The organism is Pasteurella sp. P03HT, from assembly GCF_054052285.1.
The window spans coordinates 32,457-58,663 of sequence record NZ_JBSIUM010000006.1 but is presented as its reverse complement, the minus strand read 5'-3'; the positions used below and the strand labels follow the sequence as shown (position 1 = coordinate 58,663).

Sequence of the window (26,207 nt, the reverse complement as noted above, 5' to 3'; positions counted from 1 at the left end):
ATCTGCCTTTTTATTTTTCTCAATATTATTCTGGCTTCAACAAGAATACACCATGTTCAGAGAGATGAACATAAGCTGCCTGTTGGTCAGGGTTAAATTGTTCTGGGTTAGTATTGATCAACAAATCTTTACCTCCCCAATTTGCGACAATCTCCCAGTGGTTACCCATGTAAACCGCACTTTTAATGTCACAACGTTGTGTTTCTTCACCAGTTTGTTTCAGTGTGACAGCCTCTGGGCGAACTCCCACCAAACATGGACCATCGGCTAAACCAAACTGTTGTGCGGTTGGTAAAGTAAATTGGTAACCATTCACAGTGACGCGATCTTGTTGTACGGAACCATTGAAAATACTGGATTCCCCCATAAAGTTTGCAAGAAACAGGGAATTCGGGCGTAAGTATAATTCTTTGGCTGGGGCTTTTTGCATAATTTTACCTTTATGCATAACGATGACTTCATCAGACACTGCAAAGGCTTCTGTTTGGTCATGTGTGACGTAGAGGGAAGTAATGCCCAAGCGTTGTTGCAATTCACGAATTTTTTCACGCATCGAACGACGTAAGTTCGCATCAAGGTTACTCAATGGTTCGTCAAAAAGTAGAACTTTAGGCTTGAGGACCAGCGCACGAGCAAGGGCAACACGTTGTTGTTGTCCTCCTGAGATTTGATCGACATAGCGATCTTCAAATCCTGCGAGATCGACCAATTCTAATGCTTCTTTGACGCGTTGTTGACGTTCTTCTTTACTTACACCTTGCATTTTTAAACCATAGCCAACATTATCGCCAATTGACATATGTGGGAATAAAGCATAAGACTGGAAGACGATACAAATATCACGATTTTGGATAGACGATTTTGTGACATCTTCACCATCAATAAAGATTTGTCCAGAAGTTGGACTTTCTAAGCCTGCTACTAAGCGTAATACGGTGGTTTTACCACAGCCTGATGGTCCTAATAATGTCACCATGGTGCCACGTTTGATATTTAAATTTAAATTATCAATGACAACCGCTTTACCGAAAGCTTTTGTGATATTTTTTAATACTAAGAAATCATTGTTACTCATATTTTACTACCTATCAATTAATTCATTTTTTTCGCTTTAGAACGTGAAATACGTGTGTCACCTACAATCCAGTCGAAGAACAAAATGATTGCCATCATGACAACGATGAGGATTGAGCCATAAGCAATTGCAATACCATATTCGCCATCTTCTACTCGGTTCAAAATATAAGATGTTGCAACACGCGTATCGGCGGTCACTAAGAAGATAATCGCGCTGACCGTTGTCATTGAGCGGACGAAGCTGGTGACGAGCGCAGATAATAATGCAGGTTTTAGTAATGGGAAGACAATATACCAAATCGTTTTGAAAGAGCTTCCTTTTAAAGAGAGTGAAGCTTCATCAAGGGATTTATCTAATTGTCCTAATCCTGCAATCGCAGCACGCATCCCAACAGGCATATTCCGCATGACCATAGAGAGAATAATAATCATCGCAGTACCCGTTAAATAAATTGGCGCACTGTTAAATGCGATGATGTAGGATACCCCCGCCACTGTACCTGGCACAGCGAAACAAAGTAGTGTTAAGAATTCGAGTGTTTTCTTACCTTTAAATTCACGACGTACAGTGATGTAAGCAATTAGCAAACCGAATAGTGCGGTAACTGGCGCGGCACTGGCGGCAAAGATCACTGTTTGAATTAAGGATGGCCATGCACCATCGCTGAATCCTTGTCCAAATAAGATTTCATAATTTTTTAAGGTTAAAGTGTAATCTACCCCCCAGTTTACTGTAAAGCTACCGTAGAAAATACTACCGTAGAGGATGATGTTAAAGAGCGTCCAGAAGCCGAGGAAGAACACGATGAGTCCTTTTAACCCATTCGGGAGTTCTTGAACATCACCACGGTAGGATTTACCTGATACTGTTACGTAAGAGCGTTTACCGATCCAGAGATATTGGATGACAAAAATCGCCAAGGAGAACATTAATAGAATTGTCCCTAAAGTACTGGCTGACGCATAATCAAGTTGTGAACCCGCAATATAGAAGTAAATTTGTGTTGCAATCACGTCAAAACTTCCGCCCAAGACGAGTGGAGTACTGAAGTCCGCGAGTGATTGGATCACGACGACTAAGAACGAGTTGGCGAGAGCTGGTTTTAACAGTGGGAAAATAATATGGAAAAAGGCTTGGTAGCGATTTGAACGCAAGGTATAAGCCGCTTCTTCGATAGACGGATGGATCGATTTTAAAGCGCCTTCAAGAATCATAAAGGACATCGGTGTTAAGGCTAAAGTATGTGCAATGACAATACCCGTAAAACCATATAACCAGTTACTGCTAAAACCTAAATATTCGACTAAGAAAGCGGTCACATAGCCTGAACGTCCAAGCATCAAGGTTACCCCTAAACCGACAACGAAAGGTGGGGTAACAATAGGTAAGATCGAGAAGATTTTACCGATAAATGCGGTGCGTTTAGCAATCCGTGTTGTATAGAGTGCAAAAGCTAAACCAAAGATCGTAGAAAGCACCCCGACGACAGAGGAGACGGCGAGAGAGTTACTGACAACACGTAATACATAAGGCTGTTGCACAATATCAACGACTTGTTGCGGGGCAAATTTTCCATTATCAAAGAACATGGAAAGTAAGATCGCTAAGGTTGGATAGACGATAAAGAAGAAAATTGTCATCACGATAGCGATGAGAGAGGCGATGACAAATTTATCACCTTGCATAATTTTTAATTGTGCTAAGGCATTGGTTGCTAAGGCTAAGAGTGCGATCATCAGTACAATGACCGAATAGCCCATGCTGTATTTCGCCACGGTAGCAGAGACAAAAACAAATAAGAAAATCGTGGCTATCAGCCCTAATTCTATTTTTGCACGCTGTGTGTTTGATTGAGGTGCAAAAAACGTGAGGAAAGGAAAGGCGAGCATAGGCAGGAACCATGCCCAACTTAAGTTAATATTATACCACCCCATCGCTTCGATTAATTCATCGGAAGTGGAATCCCAAAGACCATAATCTAATGCTTTTGATGGGAGTAACGCAAAACCAAGTAAGGCGAGTAACACCCAAAGCAAAGGAGAATGAAACGAAAATAGTTTTTTCTGCTCCATAAAAAACCTCTAATTAAGCAGGAAGCTATCATTCAATCGTAAAACGACGCGATTGAATGATAACGTTATCAAATGATGTTGAATATATTACCAAATCGTTAGATAGAAAAACGTGTTTTATGATAAAAAAAACATCGCGTTAGTCTGATGACTGTAGTTATGTAATCAGCTATTTTGCTAATTTCACGTCATCTACCCATTTTTTAATTAAGCGTTTACGCTCATCTGAAGCACCATATTTATCGAAATCATAATCAATTAAATTAATGGATTTGAAATCGAGAGAATAAGGCGATTGTTTTGCTTCACTATTAGTGAGTATCTGGTGGGTTTCCCCTTTTTGCCAAGACAATTCTTGCGCTTCTTTCGATAATGCCCAATCTACGAAGCGTTTAGCATTGTCCAAGTTTCTAGCACCCTTGATGATACTCACCCCACCAATTTCATAGCCTGTTCCTTCGCATGGAACCACTAATTCTACTGGCGCACCTTTTTCTTTTTCGATGGAATGTTCATGTAAGAACCCTATACCGATGGATGCTTCTCCTCTTGCGGTATTACGTGTTGCAGTATTACCTGATTTAGTATATTGCGAGACGTTTTTATGTAACGCTTTTAAATACGTGAACGCTTTTTCTTCCCCCCAGAGTTGAATAAAAGTTGCAAGCGCAGTATACGCTGTACCAGAACTTTGTGGGTCTGCGGATTGAATTTCATTTTTTAGGCGAGGATCAGTGAGATCCTTCCAGCATTTTGGAACGGGAATGCCTAATTTTGCTAAACGCTCTGTATTGACACCAAAACCAAGTACGCCTAAATAAATGGCAGACGTATAGTTGCCTTTCATTTTAGCGGGGTCTTTCAGTTCATCAGGAATATATTGCAGATTAGGTGATTTATAAGGGGTCAGTAGCCCCATTTCTCCTGCTTGAGAGTGGGGATCTAATGTCCCACCATACCAAACATCGCCCTGAGGATTAGATTTTTCTGCATCAATACGTGCAAGAATACTGCCTGTGCCTGCACGGATATGGCTGACATTCACATCATATTTTTTACCAAATGCTTCGACTTCTTGTTCGCACATCGTATTTTGCGCACTACAATAAACCGTTAAACGACCTTCTGCTAACGCATGGTAAGAGGCGAATGCTCCACCCAGTAAAAGTGCGGTTGAAATCAAGGATGTTTTGACGTGTTTCATACTTGCTCCTCGCTATTTATTGAGTTTAATTTTATCGACCCATTTACCAATAAGGCGACTACGCATTTCATTAGAACCAAATTTATCAAAATCGTAATTAATTAAATTAAGATCTTTTGGATTGAGGGCATAAGGCGACGGTTGAGCATTTACGTTAGTTGGAACGTGGTGAGATTGTGCTTCTTTCCACGATAACTCTTGTGCTTCTTTAGACATGACCCAATCAGCAAAAAGCTGAGCATTTTCTAAGTTACGTGCGTTTTTGATGACACTGATTCCACCAAGCTCATAGCCTGTTCCTTCACAAGGCACAACCAATTCAATTGGGGCACCGTTTTCTTTTTCAAAAGAATAGTTTTGTAAGAAACCAATCCCAACAGTTGTTTCGGCACGTGCCGTATTACGTGATGGGGCTGTCCCTGCTTTTGGGTATTGTGAAATATGTGCATCTAATTTTTTTAAGTAATCAAATGCTTTCTCTTCTCCCCAAAGTTGCACAAAAGTAGCAATCGCCGTGTAGGCTGTACCTGAGCTTTGTGGATCCGCAATTTGAATTTCATTTTTTAAACGAGGATCAAGTAAATCGTTCCAGCATTTCGGCACATCTTGAATGCCAAGCTTTTTCAACCGCTCAGTATTCACCCCAAAACCTAATACGCCCATATAAACAATCGAACTATAGCCATTGCCGAGTTTTTGGAATTGTGGCATGACTTCTGTGAGTTTAGGTGACGTATAAGGGGTTAACAATCCTAATTCAATCGCCTGAAGATGCGTATCGAATGGACCACCATACCAGACATCTGCTTGAGGATTATTTTTTTCTGCTTCAATTTTGGCAAGAGTACTGCCAGAACTATTGCGAATAAAAGACGTTTTGACATCATATTTTTGCGCAAAACCTTGTACTGCCTTTTCACACACAATATTTTGTGCACTGCAATAGACCACCAGTCGACCTTCCGCTATCGCCATATTACTGGCAGCGAATCCTGCCAGTAACATAGTAGATAGGGCAATGTGCGTTATTTTCATAAGACGCCCTCTTCAACTTACATTATTTTGATAATTTAATGCTTTCAACCCATTTGCTGATCAAACGTTTACGTTCTTCAGCCGCACCATATTTTTCAAAATCATAGTTAATGAGGTTTAACGTCGTTGGATCAAATGCGGTTGGCGATTGTTGTGCCGTGGTATTTGTTAAAATTTGTAAACTATTGCCTTTTTGCCATGCAAGCTCTTGACCTTCTTTTGATAACACCCAGTCAACAAAAAGTTTTGCATTGTCTAAGTTACGTGCACCTTTTAAGATACTTACCCCTCCTAATTCATAACCAGTACCTTCACATGGCACAATCATTTCAATTGGTGCGCCTTGTTGTTTTTGTAACGCATAGTCATGTAAGAAGCCGATACCAATTGTGGTTTCACCGCGAGCAGTGTTATTGGATGGAGTGATACCTGATTTAGTGTATTGAGAGATGTTTGGATGTAATTGTTTGAAATAATCAAACGCGGCATCTTCACCCCAAAGTTGAACAAAAGTAGCGATCGCGGTATATGCAGTACCAGAACTTTGTGGGTCCGCAATTTGAATTTCATTTTTCAAACGTGGGTCGGTGAGATCTTTCCAACATTTTGGAACCTCATTAATGCCGAGTTTTTTCAAACGTTCTGTATTGACACCAAAACCTAAAATACCCATATAAATAGCTGAAGTATAGTTACCTTTTATTTTCGCAGGGTCTTGGAAACGTGGCACAATTTGATCAACATTGGGTGAGCGATAAGCTTGTAATAAACCCAGTTCACCAGCTTGTGATTGTGGATCGAAAGTTCCGCCGTACCAAACGTCTGCTTGAGGATTATTTTTTTCTGCTTCAATTTTTGCAAAAGTACTGCCCGAACCATTGCGAATAAAAGATGTTTTCACATCATATTTTTCACCAAATGCTTTAATTTCTGCCTCACACATTTCGTTTGTCGCGCTACAATAAACAACGAGGCGCCCCTTTGCGATTGCTTGTGAAGTCATGAGTCCAGCAGTTAAAAGTGCGGTTGAAATAGCGAGAGAAAGTGTTTTGTATTTCATACTGAATACCTCTTAGTTGTAGATAAATAAATGAGCACAATATGTATTGTGTGTTAGGAAATCATCCTACCTTAAACCAATAGCGAATACCGTGAGAACTATCACAAAATAGAGATTCTTTATTTTAAACTCAAATAAATGGTGAAAAACCTCGCTTTCTAGCGTTAGCGTTTGAATTGTTGCTATTAAAATCGTATTTTTTTCTTTATAATTTGATGTTCAAATCAACAGCTTTTTTAGGTTATTTACTATGTTAAACTCATCCAATCAATCCTGTATTATTATCGCAATCGCTGGTGCTTCTGCCTCGGGGAAAAGTTTGATCGCCTCAACGGTTCACCGAGAACTTTGTGATGAGTTAGGCTGTGAAGAAATTGGTATTATTTCGGAAGATTCCTATTATAAAGATCAGAGCCACTTGGACATGGAGGAACGAATTAAGACCAATTATGACCATCCCAATTCCATGGACCGCAACTTATTAATTGAACATCTCAAAACCCTCAAATCTGGCCAACCTGTTGATATTCCTGTTTATAGTTACGTTGAACATACCCGAACGGGTGAAGTTATCCATTTTGAACCTAAAAAAGTGATCATTTTAGAAGGCATTTTGCTACTTACCGATGAAAAAGTACGTGATGAAGTCAGTGTTTCTGTGTTTGTTGATGCGCCGCTAGATATTTGTTTTATTCGTCGTTTACAGCGTGATATGAAAGAACGAGGTCGTAGTTTAGAATCTGTTGTAGAACAATATCGCAAAACGGTACGTCCTATGTTTTTACAATTCATTGAACCATCAAAACAGTATGCGGATATCGTGATTCCACGAGGTGGCAAAAACCGTATCGCAATTAATATGTTAAAAGCGCAAATTCGACAGCTTTTAGGAAAACGTTAATTTACAGAAAAGGAGCCTATAATGAGATTATGTGATACTGATATTGAGCGTTATTTAGATGATGGCATTATTGCGCTTACTCCTCGCCCAAGTAATGATAAAATTAATGGGGCGACAATTGATGTGCGCTTGGGAAATTCGTTCCGTGTTTTTCGTGAACATTCTGCGCCATATATTGATTTAAGTGGTCCGAAAGAAGAAGTCTCTGCACAGCTCGAGTCCGTCATGAGTGAAGAAATCTTGATTGATGATAAAGACGCGTTTTTTTTACATCCTGGTGAATTAGCGTTAGCAACAACATTAGAGTCAGTAAAATTGCCCGCGAATATTATCGGTTGGCTTGATGGTCGTTCCTCACTCGCACGTTTAGGGTTAATGGTGCATGTGACGGCTCATCGTATCGATCCAGGTTGGGAAGGTAAAATTGTCTTGGAATTTTTTAACTCAGGAAAATTACCATTAGCATTACGTCCGAATATGGTGATTGGGGCACTGAGCTTTGAAATTTTAAGCGGCACGGCAGCACGTCCTTACAGTAGCCGTAAAAACGCCAAATATAAAAACCAACAAAGTGCGGTTGCAAGCCGTATTGACGAGGATAAATAACATGTGGAAGAAAATCGCACTGGGCTTTGTAGCCTTGATTGTGGCGATTTTCGTCCTCCTTTTTTGGCAGATAAGCCGTGTTGAACAGGAATTGACTCAGCGGTTACACGATAATCATATTACGGCTCATCACATTTCCATGGCACTTTTCCCTCAGCCTGTTATGACTTTAACCAACGTGACATGGCAAGATTCTAAAGGGCGGTCTATTTTAGCAGAGAAAGTCGCTTTACATTTAGATATTGAGTCATTATTTCATCAACCAGCAAATTTTCAACAGCTCACTTTCCATGATGTCAACATTCGTACAGCTGCTCCTTCAGAGTCCGCATTGCATATCATTCATGGGCAGATTACAGGCGAATTTTTGATTCAACCTACTCGCATTACGTTCAAAAAAGCGAACTTAAGCGCTGAGTTTGGCTCCCCTCTTTTATTTGCTACACAACAAGTACAGCTCTCAGCACAAACAGGATGGTTCGAACAATTATCAGAAACAGATACACATATCCTGTTAGAGACTGTTAACTTAAATAATGAAATGTTGGCGAAGATTGAGGCAAGGCTAGTAGAACGACACAACCAGCAATTATTGTCGTTAAATGTGGACTATACTGAGCATCAGCCTTCATTACAGCTAGATGGAACATGGCAAACAGAAGGTCCACATCAGAAATCTTTAGTGTTTGAAGGGAAAAACATTGATGTTGCAAAAGGACAAAATATTCTTAATTTGCCTCACTTATTTGTTGGATATACCGATATAGCGGGGGAGTTAACCTGGTCAAATCACAAAGTCCAGGGAGGCAAAGTGAAATTAGCTATACCACAAGGGCAAGTAAAAGGAATGGACTTGATTGCGTTAAGTGCAAAATATTTACCGATTAATTATGATAAAGCGCAATTAAACTCGCAACAACTTACGACATCTTTTCAGAACTTACATGCTCATGTCAGTTGGGATAATGCGCAATTACACCTCCAACGTCTTGATTTTGACATTGATAAAGTCAATGTATCGGGTGAAGGGCATGTTAACCTTGCTGATTTACAATGTGATATTACGTTACGTGTTGGTTTAGTCGATCCAAAATATCACCAGTTTGCCTTACCTATTCATTTTTTTGATCATTGTGATTCCCCACAATATAAAATTGAATTGAATCAGCGTTTGCGTAATAAAATCAAAGATTTGCTCAAAGAAAAATTTAGGTAAGTTATGTTGCCCTTTCAAGCAGTGAGACAGCGCCAATTTGCACGAGTACTGGCTTTAGCTTTTGCTGGTTTCATTTTTAATACTACAGAGTTTATCCCTGTTGCATTGCTGTCTGATATTGCACAAAGTTTTATGATTTCAGTTTCTCAGACTGGTCTTATGATCACAGTCTATGCGTGGATTGTTTCTCTTATGTCATTACCATTTATGTTGTTAACGGCTAAGTTAGAACGTAAACGTCTTTTAATTCATTTATTGATGTTATTTATTGTGAGCCATGTCCTTTCTGTTGTGGCTTGGAATTTCTGGGTATTAGTTTTTGCTAGAGCAGGGGTAGCAATCGCACACTCTGTGTTTTGGGCAATTACCGTGTCTTTAGCTATCCGTGTTGCACCAAAAGATAAAAAAACACAAGCCGTTGGTTTAATTGCAATGGGCAGTGCGTTAGCGATGATTCTAGGGTTACCTTTGGGGCGTATGATTGGGCAATTTTTTGGCTGGCGAGCGACATTTGCAGTGATTGCATTGCTTGCTACCTGTATTCTAATTTTGTTTTACTTCCTACTTCCTCGTTTGCCAAGTAAAAATGCAGGTTCTTTAAAGAGTATACCGAGTTTATTTCAACGTCCTTTATTAATGGGGCTCTATGTACTTACTACGCTCGTCATTGCCGCACATTTTACGGCTTACAGTTATATTGAACCTTTTATGATAAATATGGCGCAGATGAGTGGTAGTATCGCAACAATAATGTTGTTTGTATTCGGTATCTCAGGGATTACAGCAAGCTTATTATTTAACCGTTATTATCACTCAGGTCCCATCCGATTTCTTCTCATTTCGATGAGTACGTTAGTTTTCACCTTACTGTTATTATACTTATCTCGCGTTTCTCTCTGGACCATGTTCCCCCTCATATTTCTCTGGGGAATTGGTATTGCTGGAATTGGCTTAGGGCTTCAAGTTCGAGTTCTGCATCTGGCACCTGATGCAACGGATGTTGCGATGGCAATATATTCGGGGATTTATAATATTGGTATTGGTGGTGGCGCTTTACTTGGTAATCAAGTGATGCAGCATTTAGGGCTAGAATACATCGGATTCATCGGCGCGGGTTTGGCTCTTGCCGGTATTTTTCTCTTTCTCGTTGTACAACGTCGATATGCTGGAATTGGATCTGCTCAGTAAGAAAAAGTGCGGTCAATTTTTTGATTTGAGGAAAGGATGGCGGTGAGAGAGAACTCTATAATGTTTTATAACGCTTTGAATTTGCTTGTTTTTATTTTTTCGTTTCTAGGCTTAGGGAACATCAAAGGAACAAGATAGAAAAAATAGTTAGCTTATCTTTAATTTGTCATTGCTAGTTTAGTCTAATTTATTATGGCTTATAGTACAAATTTTCGATTTTTAAGTGAATGGCATTCCAGTATGATCTTTGATTGCCATGATGAAATAAAAAATTTGTTTGTGCATAAATTTTTTAGGAATTTTAGGAATTTAGGAAGAATTGCCAAAAATCTTTTATTTTTCAAATTGTTATACGTTCCTAAAAATAGGAATTTTTTAGGAATTTTTAGGAAGAATTTTAGGAATTTTTTAGGAAGTCCAAAAACGGGAAAAATGAGAATAGGAAGAAATAGGGCTAAAATAGGAAGAAATGAGGTTAAAATAGGAAGAATTAAGCAAGAAATAGGAAGAATAATTTTTAGATAAGTTATTGAATAATAATATGTTTATATAATTTATTCCTAAAATTCCTATTATTATTTCACTTTCTAGAAGAAAAAAATATTTTTTTACCATAAAAAAAGCAAGGCTTTCACCTTGCTTACGTCTATTAATTTTTTATCATGAATCGAGAGATTCATTTTCTAACACTGGGATAATTTTATAAGCTCTGGCCGATCTCCCATCTATGGATTTTGGGATTTTTACTTGATACTCATAGCCTTTTTCATGCCTTCTAGGTTCTATTAAAATTCCCGCACTGCTTAAAACATTGAATACCATTGTTCTTGGATAATCCTTCGTTATTTCCCTAAATGTTTTGGGGTAAATGAAAAAGTATTCTTGCTCATTGCTACTGGTATTGGCTAATACTCTAATTCCTGCAATTTCATTGGGTTTTGTTCTGTGAGGGTTTTCAGGGTATTCAATGAATTTGCTTTCATAAGTTAAAAGCCAGTTTAATAAACTTTCTATAATTGTTGTTTCCTCTTTACTTTGTTCGCCAAAGTCTTCTTTCCAATTGAGAAAATTTTTCAAAATAGCGTTGGCGTTTTCTTCCTCTGTCCATTGAGTTAAGTGCTTGGCAAGCTGCAAAGCGGTTTCAAGTGCTGCAAAACGGTCAGTTGCGACTCGTTGCACTTGTCCACTCATATTTTCAGTAAGGTTTAACCATTTTTTGCGGGTTTCGTTATAAACCTCTTTTACCTTTTCTTTGTTATTGGCAAGAAAATAAATCCATTCTCTGCCAACGGCTCCGTAGTGTTCTAATACCTTTTCATTTAAGTGATCAGCGTGTGCCTTATTATTGCTAAATTGATGCAATTCTTTTGCCTCCATTAAAGGAATATTTAGCAATCGCACTAATTGCCCTGCGTGGACTTTTACGCCTTGCAATCTTAATTGTGTTTCTAAATCCTTTTCCCCTGTTGAAAGTGCGGCAACTTTCCAACGGTTAATTTCTCTATTGCCCCCTTCTTTTTTCCCTTGAATTTTCCCCGTTTCATTGAATAAGTCATAGGCGATAGACTCCAGATTTCTTGCATCTTTAGCCTGTCCTATTTCATCTAATGTTAAAAATCCGTCATTGCGTGCGGCCGCCTCATTTTTAACGCCTACCGCAGTTGCACTCCAGCTTAATTTTAATTTATCGGGGTTCCCGTAAATACTATTGGCAATATGTAGGGTGGTGCTTTTCCCTTTTGAGCTTTCCGCAAATAAATGTACCCCAAAGGAATCACGCCCTAAAATTGAAAGCATCGGTGCGACAAGTGCAACGGCTACACCTAGCATCATTGAATAGTTATTGCGTACATTATTTGCGATCTCTTTTTGCCAGCTTTCAAGTGTTCCTCTTACTGTATAACCTTGTGCGCTGCCGCTTTTATTTGTGAAATAAATCGGCTTGGTTGGTTCACCTAGTATTTCACCATTTGGCAATAAATACGCTCCATTTTGCCAGCCTGTTAAGCTAGTAACAGTCCATTTGGTTGAATGGTTGCCATTAAAATGGAAATGCTCCGCTAATTTAGCTGTTAAGCCCGTTCCTTGTGTCATTTTTAATCCTTTGGCTTTCAGTTGTTTCCAGCCTGTTTCACTGCCAAAATCGGCTAAAGGTACTGCCTCAATATTTGGGATTTTTTCCCCTTCATTTTGCCATTGGAAAATATAGTAGTATTCCCCGTTTGAGTTTTTACCTTCCCCCACTAGCTGAATATCATTACAGATCCATTTTTCCATCTCTCGTAAAATTTCGCCTGTTTGATTATCTAATTTAGGGGTTACATAAAATAAGCCTTTCATATCGCCTACTTCACGATAATCAACGTAGGGACTAGTTTTTGGTGCATTCGCGGTTTCTGCTAGTCTAGCTATTTCTTCTTCATCTTTACGGCTTTGTTCATCTTCTCTTAGTTGGGTTAATTTGTGGGTTAGATTGTATTTTTCTTGTCCTAGTTCATCGCAAAAAATTAAGGTTTTTATTTGGCTATTATTCGCTAGGTTGAGTAAGATGCCTTTTTCTTGAGGAACAGTTAATTCCCCAAAGATACAACATTTAAAAATAGAGTGATTATCTTCCGCTAATTTCAATTTTGATAATTCACCTAGTTGAGTAGGGCCTAAAATAATTGGCTTATAATTTGGTTCTGCTTGGATAGCTTGTCTTAATAAGTCCCATTCTTCACTTTTTCCTTTTTTCTGTCCTATTCCCCACGCATTCCACGCTTTATCGCCAATAAGTGCGATAATTTCACTATATGGGGCTTTGTCTTGTTCTGATAAGTGCGGTGCATTTTTTAATTTTTTTGTTGTTCCGTTCATCATATTCTTGCCTTTTATTTGTGGGTATTATTTCTATTTTTAAAATAGTTAATTATTTCACTTGAGCGGTATTTTTTAGGACTTCTTGGCTTTGGATTGCCTATTGATTTTGGAAAATCTTGCAAGTGAATTAATTGTTGCACTACATAGTGATATGAGCATTTTGCATAGGCTGCAACGTCCTTTGTTGTCCAGATTTCATCTTGAAGATTGTTTTGCTGTTGCTCGAGGGCGGTTATCCGCCCCTCTAATTGGTTGAGTTTTTGCAAAATATCTTCAGGCGCATTAGCTTGTGCGTTGGTTGTTTTTGGGGTTTGGTTATCCATTATTTTTGCCCTCTTTCTTGCAAAATGCCTTGATAAATTCCATTGGGGTAAGTTTTCCGCACGAAAGGCGGTAGTTTAGCTCTGCTTTTTTTCACACTAGGTTTACTGCTTTGGTTTCTTTCTTGTCTGCCTATTCTGTTTCGATTAATCACTTTTTCCACAGGAAGGCCTTGAGCGACTTGTAAAATAAATAAAGATAATTTGCTCATTATTTCCCCCTATTTTTCCGTCTTGCTTGTTTTTGGCGTCGCTGTGCGTTTTTTTTCTTTTTAGCTTGGCGTTGTTGCGTGATTTTTTCTTCAGCGTAACGATAGCTAGGCAACATTAAGTGCATTTGCTCTGGTGTTGAGGCAAAAAACTCAATGATTGTGCCATTAGGTAGGGTGATGCGTTCAGTTAGCATTTTTTACCCCCTTTGATTTCTGTGATTTTTTCAAGAGTTTGAATAAGTGGATAATTGGCATTATGTGCATATACATCGGATAGGTTTTTATCTATCCATTGTTTAATAGGGGTATTTTTTAATTCTAGAAAGAGTGCGTGATAGCACACACTTAAGAAAGCAAGGCGATTAATTAAACCTTGTGGGGTGTTGTCATCAGGGTTATAGGCTGGAATATTAAAATGCATTAATAAGTCATCAATAAGCTGTAATGTGTGGCTTTGTGTTCTTTCTTGTGCATTTTTTGTAATTAGGATTGATTGAGTTGAATTACGCATAAACGCCCCCTTTAACTGTTAAAGTGCGGTCATTTTTTGCGGTATTTGGTAGGCGACCTAGTGAGATTAAAACATAATCACGGGCTAAATAAGCTCTCGCTTGGGTTTCGTTATCGGCAAGAATACGGATTTGTTCTGCTTTGGTTTGGTCGTAGTGTTGGCGTGATATGCCTAGAAATTGGTAGATCATTTCTGCGGTTTCCTTTGTTTGTTTTTTCAAAGTTACCGCTAAAGTTCTCAGGCTTTGGGCGGTAACGTGCAACGGGCTGAGAAACTGCATACAAAGGAATACAGCAAAGGGCGAACCTTTCCCGCCACACGCTACCATAGGGCATAGTCTATCATAAGATAGATCTATTTTAGGTGTGTGTGATTTACGCATAAAAAAACACGCTAAAAGGGGCGTGTTATTATCCGCCTTTGTAAAATTCGAGTTCTCAGGCTCGGCTTTAGATTTTGCTAAAGCGTATTTAATATAGTTTATTGTCGTTTCTGTTGTCAATAAAAAAGACTGAAAATTTTTACCGCACTTTGTGAAAATGTTGCAATCCGTTTCGATTGGCGTTAGATTGGCTTTGTTCTTGTTTATCATCATATTTTAAAATATTTCCTGTTTGGTATTTGTTCTGCCCACTTGAGAAAGTGGGCTTTTCTTTTTATAGGTCTTGTTCCGTCATCTTGTTTTTCTCAAACACGCTATTTTTTATTTCATGGTTTGTTTTCCAGTTTGCCGTTTGTGTTTCTGTGATTTCGCCCATAAACTTCCCTTTAAAGTTGCCGCAATTTGCACAAAATAACAGTGCTGTGACGGTTGTGGGTGTTGGTCTTTCCGATGTTCGGATATGCAATTTACCGTTGCATAACGGGCAGTTGATTTTTAGGCCCATGCTTCCCCCTTATTGATTCATTTTCGCTTGAATATAGGCGTGAATCTCTGCCGCTTTATAGCGGTTCAATCGTCCTATCTTGATTGGTTTTGGAAAGTCGCCTTTAGCTACTGCCTCATAAATAAATTGGCGTGATACGTCCAGCATTTTGCATACTGTATCAGTTGAATAAAAAAAGGTTGGTTCTGTGGTGTGTTGTTCCATAGTTTCCCCTGTTGGATATGTATAGCGTTTGTCTTGGCTTGTAAGCCATTGTCTTGTTTGTCAGGGGGGATTATGGATATATTTTTGAAGAGAAAAAATGGAAATAAAAAAGCTAAAATCGAAAAGTGTTTTTTCCATTTTAGCTTGTTGATTTTATTAATTAAATTTCTATTTCGTAGTCTGGAAGTTCTATTGTTTTTCCACTGTGACGGGTAATTTCTATTCCGTCTATAGCTAATTTAGCTTTTACTTTATCTACATAATGCCGATTGGTAAAAAACATTTTCTTATCAATGAAATAAGTTTTTTCCATCTTACTCATTACGCTATTGACAATTGTATAGACCCCTATTTCTGGGTATTTGATAATGAGCTTAATCGCATTATTTATAACGATTTCTTCATAGTATTTTTTCGGTTTTAGTTGCGTTTTTTCGATTGTTTTTTGTGCTTTTTGGGTTGTTTTTTGTATTTTTTGGGGCGTTTGGCTGTCTATTTTATTGATTTCTCTTGTCGGATTTTTCCACTCCTCGATATAACTCTCAATACTTGATAAACTGCGTATTTTTACCCTATCTTTCATAAAGAGATCGAGTTCCTCATTTTGTATAAATATGGAATCCTTATCTAATTTTATTATATTGTTAAAATTTTTATCTATTCCATTAAAGCAAATTCCTAATCCATTTGTATTTTTACAGTGTCTAGAAAATCTTAATATTATTTTATCTGTTGTTATATAAAAATTAGAATCATCTAGAAATAACTCATTATAATTTAAAAAGTCTATTGCAAAAAATCCCTTTGCTTTTTCTATATTGGTTTTGATTATTATATTTTTATTATTTAAAATAGCACGCTTTGGCTTTGTTTGATCTAAGTTTATTTCATTGTCATATTCATCATATTCATCATATTCATCATTAGAAAAAAGGTTAGAGTAGTTAAAGTTATCTTTTATTGTTAAAACAGCATTTTCATATTGATATCTGTGAATGTCAGGGTTGATTGAGAATCCTCTAATCTCTAAGCATAAAATATTTTTTATAGTGTTATCGATATTAACTCCCTTGATAGATAAGTGATAGTTATCAAACTGATCTATATTAAAATCAATATTTATTAGTAATTCAAAATAACCTTGTCCAGCATAGTGTAATATATCTTCAGGGGTTACAGTGTCATTATATTCTTTGCTTAATTTATCTGATGCTTGTTTCAAGTTATACCATTTTCTAGGCGGCAATTTCATTTTTCCTGTCATCATATTTCCTTAAAAATAAAGTTATTAAATATAATTTATTGATTGTTTAGTTTGTTCATTTCATCTTTTTTAGCGAGTTCTTGGAAGTATTCAAACATAGCGGGGGTTACACAATAGAAAGCAGGCTCATTGCGGTTTAGAATTGCCATTACACCACTTTTGGCAGTGCCTGTTTGTACTGTTCCCATTGGGTCTCTTTTTAAGTCGGTGATACTTGCAACGGTATTTGTTAATACTTGATGAATTGCCATAATTGTCCCTTTTCTTTTGTTTCTTATTGGTGCTATTAATAGCACTCTAAAAAGTTTTAGGCAATAAAAAAGGGCTATTTCTAGCCCTAAACTACCTAATGAATGTTTGCGTTAATCTGTGATTTGAATGTTATCCAGTAGTGCCACACAATCATAATTTTCAACAATAAAATCTAAACTCACAGAAAAATAATGCTCGAGGCGGTCTTTACGTGGGTTGGTTTCTAGCATTCTTCTAATCGTGCCTGTATGCACATAAAGAGAAAGATTATCAATGCGAGTGATTAAGATGCTGTTTTCTGGCATATAAGGCACGTTAAACGCTTTTAAGCCGCCAATTAGCTTTTGTGAAATAGTCACTTGTGCGGTTTTTTCGGTGCTTAAGTTGTCATATTCAATGACTACGGGATAATCTGCCAAGACGTTACGCCCGCAAATTGCCACTAGGTCGCCATGCATTTTATGCGGGTTCTCGATTTTGGCTAGTCCAGCTTTGATCAGTGCATTAAGGTTTTTATATTGTTGACCTTCTCCCACATTTGCCCCATTGATCACTGCACTTGCTTTTTTCTCTTTAATTTGTTGTAACCAGCCTTTTTTTACATCTTCAGCAAGTTTATTTTCTGCGGGGTTTGATGTTGTTTCGGTCGTGCGTTTTTTGCCGTTAAAGCCCACCATTAAAAGAGATAGTAAGGTTTGCTTGTCTAAATACCCTTCTAACTCTTGATTAAAATCGTTATCAAGATAGCTCGCTAGGCTGTCTAGCTTTGGATAGGATACGCAACTATCAACATCGATTTGCTCACAAGAAAATACTTGGAATGGTTGTATATAGGCTTTGTCGGGTTGGCGTTCTTCTTGGTCTGTATCTGTTGTGCTAGGCATCGGGATTTGAATGCCTAATGTTTTACCTTCTGCAATTCTTGATTTAATTACATTAATTAGCCCAAAAAAACTATTTTTCTTTAAGTTAGCAAAGAATTGTTTTTCTTGTTTAGGATCTAGATTATAAACGACTAAATCGCCATTATTATCCAGTTTTAATGAGTTCGATAGATGTTGAATATATGCTCTATATTTACTTGCGGTTAAGTTTTCCATATTGCCACCTTATAAATTGTGAATTAATTTTTGAAAGCCTTTAGGGGTATTATCAAAGCTTTCTTGATGTTTTTTGATTGGGCTTTTGATTTCATCTTTATGAATAAAGCGAGGAATTGAATATTGTTCATCAATAGTAAAATCTGTATTGATTGCTTGCTTAATTTGCTTAGTGATAAATGTTTTTACTTTGTCTTCCGTTGATTCGTCAGAATAAAGGGAAGGGGTGAATTGATCGCTTAACTCGAGATAGCAATAAATTTCGCTTATTTTCTCTTTATTTTGTGCAATCAGTTGTTCTAATGCTGTTATTGCTTGAGGGTAAATAATTGCACTTCGCATTGTTTTTAATTGGTTAAAAGTAAAGAAAATCTTTTCTTTTTGTGCATCAATTTTGCAATCTAATTCTTCAATAGTGGCTTGATAATATTCTAAGCGAGCTTTTAAGCCGGCATTCTCTTGCTTTAACTCAATGAAAGTTTCCATTGATAAACCATTTTGCTGCGTGAGGCTTTCCTTTGATTTTTTTATCAATTCTTCAATCTCATTATGCAAGGCTTGGATCACACTCTCGGCTTTCTGCTTTTCTGCTATTAAATCATCTAAGCTTTGTTTTTCCTGTAAATAAATGTTTTTTTGTTGGGTAAATTCGGTGATTTGTTGATTGATTTCTGTCATTGGTTCATTCCTTTCGGTTTTGTTGTATTTTGCTTGCTATCCAGTTGTCAATTTCACTTTCTAGCCACGCTGTACGATGAATGCCTAAATTAATTGGGCGAGGAAATAGCCCTTTTTGAATTTGTGAATAAATTGCGGTTTTTTTTAAACTGGTGCGGTTTATCACTTCCTCTAGGCTAATAAAACGTTCTTTTTTGTTTAACTCATTCACATATAAGCCCCTTTTTTATCTTTTTTTCCGTAGTTGTTCGTAACCGTTCTTATTGGTTCGGTTTAAGCATATAAAAGAGGCGTTTTCGTGTCATTTTGTTGCGGTTGTATAAGCTAAATTCACAAAAAAGAGGCAATACAAGGCTAAAAAATAGGGGACATAGTGGGATTGGTGAAAAGTGCGGTGCTTTTGGGGAAAATTTAGGGAATTATACGGTTAAAAATGGTTGCGTTATTTTGCGTTTTTGTGCGTTGGTTTGCGTAGTAAGAACGCATTTTAAAAAATATGTTCGCCCCATACCGTGTTTAGTTCCAAGCGAGGTGAATATTTGCGTTAAAAGCGACAACTTTAGCGTGCAGGCGTGGCGAGGCTTTGACTGCGATTTTTCAAAAGAAAAAAAAGCGAACAAGTCGCTTTTTAATCAGGTTTAGTTATGTTTACACCGTTCTACATAATCGCCCCACTTCTGCATAGCATCACGTCGCAAGGCGAGATAATCTGAACGGTTATAAGTACGGCTAACTTTATCTCCAGCAACGTGAGCAAGGCAAGCCTCTGCAACAAAATGATCTATGCCTATATCCGTTAAATAGGTTCTAGCGGTTGCCCTTATACCGTGAGAAGTAAACTTGCCTTTATATGAGCCGTTATCTATTCGCTTTATTCCACAGTTGGCTGTTGATCTGCTGCAATATTGTTTACTGTCAGTACGGTGTGGGAAAAGGAAGCTTGAACGCCCAGAGTTTAGCTTTTTAATTTCTTTTAATAATTCCAGTGCTTGAAAAGATAAAGGAACAGAATGTGGTTTCTTCTTATCTCTTTCTCCTTTCATTTTATAGGCTGGGATATTCCAAAGGGCGTTTTCCAAATCGATTTCATGCCATTCCGCCATCACTGCCTCTATTGGTCTAACCATTGTTAAAAGTTGCCATTCTATTAATAGTTTTGTCATTGGAAGCAAGCTAGATTTTGTTAATAACCGCATAAAAACAGGTAATTCAGAATAGTGAATTGCTGGCTGATTTCTATTAAATGGTTTTCTAAATTCGCCTTTTAACGCTGCAATAGGGTTGTATTTTAAATAACCTAATAAAACGGCTCTATCTAATATATTGATAAAATACCGCACTACCTTCCTTACAGTGTCGGGGTGATCTAAATAAACATTCTCAAAATATTGAATGACTGATCTAATATCTAAGTCAGATAAGCGAACCTTGCCAAATTGTGGGAATAGCCACCTTTCCAATCTAGCCCATAAATCTTTGAAAGTATCAGGTAGTACTTCCATTTGTTTTTTTGTTTTCCAAATGTCAGCCATTTCCCTTACAGTCAATGACAGTAATTCTTCTTTTTTGGCTTGCTGTTCTGCATATTCAAAAGGGTCTAATTTTTCGGCTAACAGTGAATTAAACTCTCGGGCTTGTTCCCTTGCTTTCAAAAGAGATAAAAAGGGGTAGTGACCTAGAGTTTTTTTTATGCGTTTTTTAGTTGTTGGGTGTGAATAAATAAATCGCCAAATTTTAGAATTTGTAGGCGTAACCATTAAATAAAGATTATAGCCGTCAGCTTTTAAGTATTCCTTTGCTTGTGGTTTTAGGCTTTTGATTTGTGTGTCATTTAAGGGTTTGATTGATTTTGCCATTGTTAAAAATCTCTTATGAAAATAAGTAAAATATGGCTTATTGTTCCCTGTTTTTTGTCCCTAATTTAAGAGGGAACATCAAAGGAACAATAAACGACTACAATGACAAACATTTATTTACAAGGCGTACACAATGAAAAATGATAGTTTGTTGTTTTTCATTGGTTTTTTGACAAGACAAACGCTAATTTACAATTCACTGGCGGTGAGAGAGGGATTCGAACCCTCGATGCACTTTCGCACATACACGCTTTCCAGGCGTGCTCCTTCAACCACTCGGACATCTCACCATCTTGATAGGCTGTGCACTATAAAAATTTAACGTAGTTTAGTCAAGTATTTTTTGCGTTAGAGCATAAAAGTCATTCGTAATTTGCGATAAAATAAACCATGTTGTTTTTTTTTATTTTTAGGTCTTAATTTATTATGTTAAAGAAATGGTTTCTCAGCAAAAATGTCTTTTTAGCCGTTAAGCCTTTTAGTGCATTAAAAGATAGCTTTCGTGCGGGCTATACACGTCGTTCGCTCGTAAAAGACACGATTGCTGGATTGACAGTTGGTGTTATTGCGATCCCGTTATCAATGGCATTGGCAATTGCGAGTGGGGTGGCGCCTCAACATGGACTTTATACTGCGATTATTGCAGGGTTGATTATTGCGCTCACAGGGGGCTCTCGATTTAATGTTTCGGGACCAACTGCTGCCTTTGTTGTCATTTTATATCCCGTCACCCAACAATTTGGATTAGGCGGGTTGCTTATGGCAACACTCTTGTCGGGTGTCATTCTCGTGTTAATGGCACTATTTCGTTTAGGTCGTTTGATTGAATATATACCTTTACCTGTAACGCTGGGTTTTACCTGCGGTATTGGGGTTGTGATCGCGACTTTGCAAATTAAAGATTTTTTAGGCTTGAGTATTGTGGCGATGCCTGCGCATTATCTTGAAAAAGTTCAAACGATTGCGACCGCACTTCCGACAATTAACTGGGCGGATGCAAGTGTTGGGATTGTCACTTTATTCGTGCTAACACAATGGAATAAGTTACGTTTAGCAATCCCAGGTCATCTACCTGCCGTAATGATTGCCACTGTTCTTTCTTTAGCGTTGATTGCTTTAGGGTACGATGTTGCGACCATCGGCTCAGCATTCCAATATACGTTATCGGATGGTTCGACTGGATTCGGGATCCCCAATGCACTGCCTGAATTGATGTTGCCATGGGCGATTCCAAATGCACAAGGTGAAGTCATTCAGTGGAATTTAGACACAATACAAGCGTTGTTGCCTGCCGCATTTTCTATGGCAGTACTCGGTGCTATTGAGTCGTTATTGTGCGCGGTCATTTTAGATAATATGACAGATACGAAACATCACTCGAATGATGAATTATTAGCTCAGGGATTAGGAAATATTGCCGCCCCTTTCTTGGGGGGAATCACGGCAACGGCGGCGATTGCACGTTCAGTCGCCAACGTAAAAGCGGGGGCAGTATCACCAATATCCAGTATGGTCCACGCGTTACTGGTCTTGTTTGCTTTGCTCTTTTTTGCTAGAGCGCTGTCTTATTTACCTCTTTCCTCCATGGCAGCGTTGCTCCTTATTGTTGCTTGGAATATGGCAAATGTTCCTCAAATCATTCAGCTGCTTCGTCGTTCTGGGCGTAATGAAATTGCGGTTTTACTCACTTGTTTAGTTTTAACTGTCATTTTTGATATGGTGATTGCGATTAGTGTCGGGGTATTATTAGCCAGCTTATTATTTATCCGTACGATTGCAGAAATGACCAAATCGATTGAAATGGCACATCCTGAAGATTTAAATGATGTGCTGGTATATCGTATTAGTGGACCATTATTTTTTGCTGCGGCAGATAATTTATTTGCTGATTTACATGATAAAACGGTACACACGGATCATGAGATTAAACATATCGTGCTGCAATGTGATGCGGTTACTGTATTAGATACAGGGGGGATTCATGCGTTAACACGTTTTGTGCAACATATGCTGCCACATCAACAGCTTTATCTATGTAATATGCAATTTCAGCCACTTCGTATGTTAGTTAAATCGAATACTGTCGCGGAAATTCAGAAAATTAATTTTGCATCAGATTTATCCGATGCGTTTCATAAAATTCGCGCTTTTGAGCAGCAAGAAGGATAGTCGAGGAGAAGAAATGTCTTATCATGCCATACCATTACTGGAAACATTGCGCCAATGCCGGCTTGTGCCAGTGATTGCACTAGATCAAGCAGAACATATTTTACCTTTAGCACGCATGTTAATGAAATGTGATTTGCCAGTGGCTGAAATTACCTTTCGTTCAGCTGCCGCTGAGCAAGCAATTCGTTTATTGAGAGAAAATCAGCCTGAGATGTTAATTGCAGCAGGGACAGTATTAACGGCAGAGCAAGTGTTACAAGCAAAAAATGCAGGGGCAGATTGTATCGTCACCCCTGGCTTTAATCCGAATATTGTGAAACGTTGTCAGGATCTTGGTTTGCCGATTATTCCTGGTGTGAATAATCCAATGTCGATTGAAGCCGCATTAGAAATGGGGATCGAAACAGTAAAATTCTTTCCCGCAGAAGCCTCGGGGGGCGTGAAGATGATTAAGGCATTATTAGGACCTTACTCAATGCTCAATCTCATGCCCACAGGCGGCGTGAACATCAAAAATATAAAAGAGTACCTTGCAATTCCTAATGTCATTGCCTGTGGTGGATCATGGTTTGTCGAAAAGGCGTTGATTCAAGCACAAAATTGGCAAGAGATTGCTCGTCTGACTCAAGAAACTGTCATGTTGACACGTACTTAGACGCAAAGAAAATGGGGTGGATTGTTTTATTTCTCGCGGGGCGGGGAATTTTTTTGCTTTAAACTTGTCCAATATTATCCTTATTCACATTGATTATGAAGGAAAGCAAGTATGAATTTTAATCGTATTTTAAATGAAGTATTAGGAACGGTAACAAAATCCACCGAAAAGCTTAATAAGCCAAGCCAGAATACCGCGGATACCATCACAAAACTAGGTGGCGGTGCAGCATTAGCAGGAATATTGTCAATGGTATTAGGTCGAAGTGGTGGCGCAAAATTAACGAAACTTGGATCATTGGCTGCCTTGGGAAGTATTGCTTATCAAGCTTACCAAGCTTATCAGCAAAAACAGATAACGCCGTCTTCTTCTGAACAAAGTGTATCAGCAGCACACTTTGAAGCAACACAACAAGCGGAGGAAACGGGCGCAATTATTTTACGTACGATGATTGCGGCAGCAGCATCAGATGGCCTGATTGATGATAAAGAAAGCGCATTGATTGCAGAAGAAGGGGGGAATGACCCAGCATTACAACAGTGGTTAGCACAAGAAATGGCACATCCTATCACCATCACTGAGATTGCCAAAATTGTCGGTGATGATACTGCATTGGCAACACAAGTTTATCTTGCTGCGCGTATGGTTTGCCAAGAATTAACACGAAAAGAAATCGTGTTCTTATCACAGTTAGCGACAGCCTTACATTTAGAAGAGGCATTAGTCGAGCAATTAGAAAAGCAAGCTGGTTTTTAAGCGTGGTTTGCTCAGAGAATAAATAAAATATGGCAAGGTTGTTGACCTTGCCATATTGGTATTGAGAGTCTGTTTAGACTTTACGCCATGTTGTACCATTTGCGCTGTCTTCTAATACAATCCCCATTTCTGTCAGTTGATTGCGTGCCGCGTCTGCCGTTGCCCAATCTTTAGCGGCGCGTGCATCATTACGTTGTTTAATTAATGCTTCAATGCGTTCTACATCTTCTTCATTTGAACCTGCTTGTAAAAAAGCTTCAGGATCTTGATACAATAACCCCAGTACGTCAGCCATTTCTCGTAAACGAGCAGCAAGTTCGTTGGCACGTGTCATGTTTTCTGTTTTGAGTTTATTGATTTCACGTGCTATTTCAAATAAGACAGAAATGGCGTTTGGGGTATTGAAATCGTCGTCCATCGCTTCTTTGAAGGCAGTTAGATACTGCTCACCACCAAGCGCAACTGCGGTAGGATCCGTTCCACGTAATGCCGTATACAAACGCTCTAATGCGCCATGTGCTAGATTCAGGTTTTCATCGCTGTAATTTAATTGACTACGATAGTGTGCGCTAAGTAAGAAATAACGTACGCTTTCTGCATCATAATGTTGTAATACATCACGAAGTGTAAAGAAATTACCGAGCGATTTTGACATTTTTTCTTTGTCTACCATGATCATGCCAGAATGAATCCAATAGTTGACGTAGTTGTTACCATGAGCACAGCAAGATTGTGCAATTTCATTTTCATGATGAGGGAACATCAAGTCAGAACCGCCCCCGTGAATATCAAAATGTTCTCCTAATTCTTTGTAATTCATCGCAGAGCATTCGATATGCCAACCTGGGCGACCTGCTCCCCAAGGGGATGACCAGCTTGGTTCCTCTGGTTTTGACATTTTCCAGAGAACAAAATCCATTGGATTTTTCTTAATATCCACAATTTCAACCCGTGCACCAGCTTGTAATTGTTCTAAATTTTGGCGAGATAATTTACCGTATTGCTGAAAACTTTCGACATCAAACATCACATCGCCATTTTCTGCGACATAAGCATGCCCACGCTCAATGAGTTTTTGTACGATCGTAATGATTTCAGGAATATGGTGGGTAGCACGGGGTTCTACATCAGGACGCAAAACATGAAGTGCATCAAAATCTTTGTACATTTCAAGCACCATGCGATCGACCAATTGCTCACAGCTTTCTTTATTTTCTAATGCGCGTTTGATGATTTTGTCATCTACATCGGTAATGTTACGGACATAAGTTAACTCATAGCCTAAATAACGAAGGTAACGAGCGATGACATCAAAACAAACGAAAGTACGTCCATGCCCAACATGGCATAAATCGTAGACAGTAATACCACACACATACATGCCGACTTTATTATCATGAATCGGTTTAAAGATTTCTTTTTCTCTCGTCAGCGTATTGAAAATTTTTAGCATCAGTTTGTTCTCTTATTCTTTTTAATATTGTTAAAAATGACGGCATCATCAAAAGGGGCTGTTCTGCTGTCTAGAATTGTCACTTTATAGCATTTCTAGCACTTTTATGGAATAATAAATGCTTTGAAATTTGCGAGGATAAGGGCAATGATTACATTACACACTAACTTGGGTGACATCAAAATTGAATTAAATCATGAAAAAGCACCCATTACAGCAGAAAACTTTTTAAACTACTGTCAAAGTGGTTTTTATAATAACACAATTTTTCACCGTGTTATCGATGGATTTATGATTCAAGGTGGGGGGATGGAAGCGGGGATGCGTGAGAAAAATACGCGTGCCCCTATCCAAAATGAAGCCAATAATGGACTCAGTAATACGCGTGGTACCATTGCGATGGCGAGAACATCTGACCCACATTCTGCAACGGCACAATTTTTTATTAATGTCGCAGACAATACTTTTTTAGATCATCGTTCAAAAGAGTTATTCGGTAAAAAAGTCGTACAAGAATGGGGATATGCTGTATTTGGTGAAGTGGTTGAAGGCATGGAGGTGGTTGATAAAATTAAGGGCGTTGCGACAGGAAATAAAGGTTTCCACCAAGACGTACCAAAAGAAGATGTTGTGATTACTTCTGTGACCGTTGCATAATACGATTCCCC

29 protein-coding genes and 1 tRNA gene are annotated in these 26,207 nt (G+C 38.3%); 9 read left to right on the top strand and 21 right to left on the bottom strand.

Annotation, left to right across the window (positions count from 1 at the left end):
- Positions 1-25: 25 nt before the first annotated feature.
- The 5 genes from fbpC to ACWIT3_RS06285 form a co-directional block, all read right to left on the bottom strand.
- Positions 26-1,075 carry a ferric ABC transporter ATP-binding protein gene (gene fbpC, locus ACWIT3_RS06305; RefSeq protein WP_457161917.1) on the bottom strand — a complete coding sequence of 350 codons (1,050 nt, stop codon included), beginning with the start codon at positions 1,073-1,075 and terminating at the stop codon, positions 26-28.
- A gap of 17 nt (positions 1,076-1,092) precedes the next feature.
- Positions 1,093-3,150, bottom strand: coding sequence for an ABC transporter permease (locus ACWIT3_RS06300; RefSeq protein ID WP_457161916.1), 2,058 nt, complete (start codon positions 3,148-3,150; stop codon positions 1,093-1,095).
- A gap of 169 nt (positions 3,151-3,319) precedes the next feature.
- Entirely contained in the window at positions 3,320-4,354 is a 1,035-nt protein-coding gene (locus ACWIT3_RS06295) for an ABC transporter substrate-binding protein (protein WP_457161915.1), read from the bottom strand.
- Between the two features lie 12 nt (positions 4,355-4,366).
- Complete coding sequence (locus tag ACWIT3_RS06290) at positions 4,367-5,389, bottom strand: ABC transporter substrate-binding protein (RefSeq protein ID WP_457161914.1); 1,023 nt, start codon at positions 5,387-5,389, stop codon at positions 4,367-4,369.
- Positions 5,390-5,411: 22 nt separating this feature from the next.
- The gene (locus ACWIT3_RS06285) at positions 5,412-6,449 is read right to left on the bottom strand and encodes an ABC transporter substrate-binding protein (protein ID WP_457161913.1); all 1,038 of its coding nucleotides are present in this window, start codon (positions 6,447-6,449) and stop codon (positions 5,412-5,414) included.
- A gap of 250 nt (positions 6,450-6,699) precedes the next feature.
- Here ACWIT3_RS06285 and udk point away from each other — a divergent pair, with 250 nt between their 5' ends.
- The 5 genes from udk to ACWIT3_RS06260 all read left to right on the top strand — a co-directional run bounded on the left by udk (position 6,700) and on the right by ACWIT3_RS06260 (position 10,885).
- Positions 6,700-7,350, top strand: coding sequence for a uridine kinase (gene udk / locus ACWIT3_RS06280; protein ID WP_457161912.1), 651 nt, complete (start codon positions 6,700-6,702; stop codon positions 7,348-7,350).
- Positions 7,351-7,371: 21 nt separating this feature from the next.
- The gene (gene dcd / locus ACWIT3_RS06275; RefSeq protein WP_046338807.1) at positions 7,372-7,956 is read left to right on the top strand and encodes a dCTP deaminase; all 585 of its coding nucleotides are present in this window, start codon (positions 7,372-7,374) and stop codon (positions 7,954-7,956) included.
- 1 nt (position 7,957) lies between these two features.
- Complete coding sequence (locus tag ACWIT3_RS06270) at positions 7,958-9,172, top strand: hypothetical protein (RefSeq protein WP_457161911.1); 1,215 nt, start codon at positions 7,958-7,960, stop codon at positions 9,170-9,172.
- Between the two features lie 3 nt (positions 9,173-9,175).
- On the top strand, positions 9,176-10,360 hold the full coding sequence (locus tag ACWIT3_RS06265; RefSeq protein ID WP_457161910.1) for a sugar transporter: 1,185 nt from the start codon (positions 9,176-9,178) through the stop codon (positions 10,358-10,360).
- A gap of 192 nt (positions 10,361-10,552) precedes the next feature.
- A complete protein-coding gene (locus ACWIT3_RS06260) occupies positions 10,553-10,885 on the top strand; it encodes a hypothetical protein (RefSeq protein ID WP_457161909.1) in 333 nt (110 codons plus the stop codon).
- Between the two features lie 135 nt (positions 10,886-11,020).
- Here the strand turns inward: ACWIT3_RS06260 and ACWIT3_RS06255 are convergent, their stop codons facing one another.
- The 15 genes from ACWIT3_RS06255 to ACWIT3_RS06185 all read right to left on the bottom strand — a co-directional run bounded on the left by ACWIT3_RS06255 (position 11,021) and on the right by ACWIT3_RS06185 (position 20,796).
- A complete protein-coding gene (locus ACWIT3_RS06255; protein ID WP_457161908.1) occupies positions 11,021-13,222 on the bottom strand; it encodes a DUF927 domain-containing protein in 2,202 nt (733 codons plus the stop codon).
- A gap of 11 nt (positions 13,223-13,233) precedes the next feature.
- Positions 13,234-13,545, bottom strand: a complete 312-nt coding sequence (locus ACWIT3_RS06250; protein WP_279895106.1) for a hypothetical protein — start codon at positions 13,543-13,545, stop codon at positions 13,234-13,236.
- Positions 13,545-13,754, bottom strand: coding sequence for a hypothetical protein (locus ACWIT3_RS06245; RefSeq protein WP_457161907.1), 210 nt, complete (start codon positions 13,752-13,754; stop codon positions 13,545-13,547). The genes ACWIT3_RS06250 and ACWIT3_RS06245 overlap by 1 nt, the downstream gene beginning before the upstream one ends.
- The gene (locus tag ACWIT3_RS06240) at positions 13,754-13,948 is read right to left on the bottom strand and encodes a hypothetical protein (protein WP_457161906.1); all 195 of its coding nucleotides are present in this window, start codon (positions 13,946-13,948) and stop codon (positions 13,754-13,756) included. The genes ACWIT3_RS06245 and ACWIT3_RS06240 overlap by 1 nt, the downstream gene beginning before the upstream one ends.
- Entirely contained in the window at positions 13,942-14,265 is a 324-nt protein-coding gene (locus ACWIT3_RS06235; protein ID WP_457161905.1) for a hypothetical protein, read from the bottom strand. Before ACWIT3_RS06235 ends, ACWIT3_RS06240 begins: the two co-directional genes overlap by 7 nt.
- The gene (locus tag ACWIT3_RS06230; RefSeq protein ID WP_457162015.1) at positions 14,258-14,857 is read right to left on the bottom strand and encodes a host cell division inhibitor Icd-like protein; all 600 of its coding nucleotides are present in this window, start codon (positions 14,855-14,857) and stop codon (positions 14,258-14,260) included. The genes ACWIT3_RS06235 and ACWIT3_RS06230 overlap by 8 nt, the downstream gene beginning before the upstream one ends.
- Positions 14,858-14,921: 64 nt before the next feature.
- Complete coding sequence (locus ACWIT3_RS06225) at positions 14,922-15,152, bottom strand: hypothetical protein (RefSeq protein WP_014667886.1); 231 nt, start codon at positions 15,150-15,152, stop codon at positions 14,922-14,924.
- A gap of 9 nt (positions 15,153-15,161) precedes the next feature.
- A complete protein-coding gene (locus tag ACWIT3_RS06220) occupies positions 15,162-15,356 on the bottom strand; it encodes a helix-turn-helix transcriptional regulator (protein ID WP_457161904.1) in 195 nt (64 codons plus the stop codon).
- 160 nt (positions 15,357-15,516) lie between these two features.
- Complete coding sequence (locus ACWIT3_RS06215) at positions 15,517-16,623, bottom strand: hypothetical protein (protein ID WP_457161903.1); 1,107 nt, start codon at positions 16,621-16,623, stop codon at positions 15,517-15,519.
- Between the two features lie 32 nt (positions 16,624-16,655).
- Positions 16,656-16,871 carry a type II toxin-antitoxin system Phd/YefM family antitoxin gene (locus tag ACWIT3_RS06210; protein WP_457161902.1) on the bottom strand — a complete coding sequence of 72 codons (216 nt, stop codon included), beginning with the start codon at positions 16,869-16,871 and terminating at the stop codon, positions 16,656-16,658.
- A 111-nt stretch (positions 16,872-16,982) separates the two neighbouring features.
- Positions 16,983-17,972, bottom strand: a complete 990-nt coding sequence (locus tag ACWIT3_RS06205) for a P2 family phage major capsid protein (protein WP_457161901.1) — start codon at positions 17,970-17,972, stop codon at positions 16,983-16,985.
- Positions 17,973-17,981: 9 nt separating this feature from the next.
- Complete coding sequence (locus tag ACWIT3_RS06200) at positions 17,982-18,650, bottom strand: hypothetical protein (protein ID WP_457161900.1); 669 nt, start codon at positions 18,648-18,650, stop codon at positions 17,982-17,984.
- A 4-nt stretch (positions 18,651-18,654) separates the two neighbouring features.
- Positions 18,655-18,861 carry a helix-turn-helix transcriptional regulator gene (locus ACWIT3_RS06195; RefSeq protein ID WP_457161899.1) on the bottom strand — a complete coding sequence of 69 codons (207 nt, stop codon included), beginning with the start codon at positions 18,859-18,861 and terminating at the stop codon, positions 18,655-18,657.
- A gap of 427 nt (positions 18,862-19,288) precedes the next feature.
- Entirely contained in the window at positions 19,289-20,506 is a 1,218-nt protein-coding gene (locus tag ACWIT3_RS06190; RefSeq protein WP_457161898.1) for a tyrosine-type recombinase/integrase, read from the bottom strand.
- A gap of 200 nt (positions 20,507-20,706) precedes the next feature.
- Positions 20,707-20,796, bottom strand: a tRNA-Ser gene (locus tag ACWIT3_RS06185).
- Positions 20,797-20,932: 136 nt separating this feature from the next.
- On the opposite strand from ACWIT3_RS06185, the gene dauA reads away from it, so the two are divergent.
- The 3 genes from dauA (at position 20,933) to ACWIT3_RS06170 (ending at position 24,086) form a co-directional block, all read left to right on the top strand.
- Positions 20,933-22,675 carry a C4-dicarboxylic acid transporter DauA gene (gene dauA / locus ACWIT3_RS06180; RefSeq protein ID WP_457161897.1) on the top strand — a complete coding sequence of 581 codons (1,743 nt, stop codon included), beginning with the start codon at positions 20,933-20,935 and terminating at the stop codon, positions 22,673-22,675.
- A gap of 13 nt (positions 22,676-22,688) precedes the next feature.
- Positions 22,689-23,330: a bifunctional 4-hydroxy-2-oxoglutarate aldolase/2-dehydro-3-deoxy-phosphogluconate aldolase gene (locus ACWIT3_RS06175; protein WP_457161896.1), complete on the top strand. Its 642-nt coding sequence runs from the start codon at positions 22,689-22,691 to the stop codon at positions 23,328-23,330.
- Positions 23,331-23,441: 111 nt separating this feature from the next.
- On the top strand, positions 23,442-24,086 hold the full coding sequence (locus ACWIT3_RS06170; protein WP_457161895.1) for a tellurite resistance TerB family protein: 645 nt from the start codon (positions 23,442-23,444) through the stop codon (positions 24,084-24,086).
- Between the two features lie 73 nt (positions 24,087-24,159).
- Here ACWIT3_RS06170 and cysS read toward each other — a convergent pair whose 3' ends face one another.
- On the bottom strand, positions 24,160-25,539 hold the full coding sequence (cysS, locus tag ACWIT3_RS06165) for a cysteine--tRNA ligase (RefSeq protein WP_457161894.1): 1,380 nt from the start codon (positions 25,537-25,539) through the stop codon (positions 24,160-24,162).
- A gap of 147 nt (positions 25,540-25,686) precedes the next feature.
- On the opposite strand from cysS, the gene ACWIT3_RS06160 reads away from it, so the two are divergent.
- On the top strand, positions 25,687-26,196 hold the full coding sequence (locus ACWIT3_RS06160; protein WP_457161893.1) for a peptidylprolyl isomerase: 510 nt from the start codon (positions 25,687-25,689) through the stop codon (positions 26,194-26,196).
- Positions 26,197-26,207: the final 11 nt, after the last annotated feature.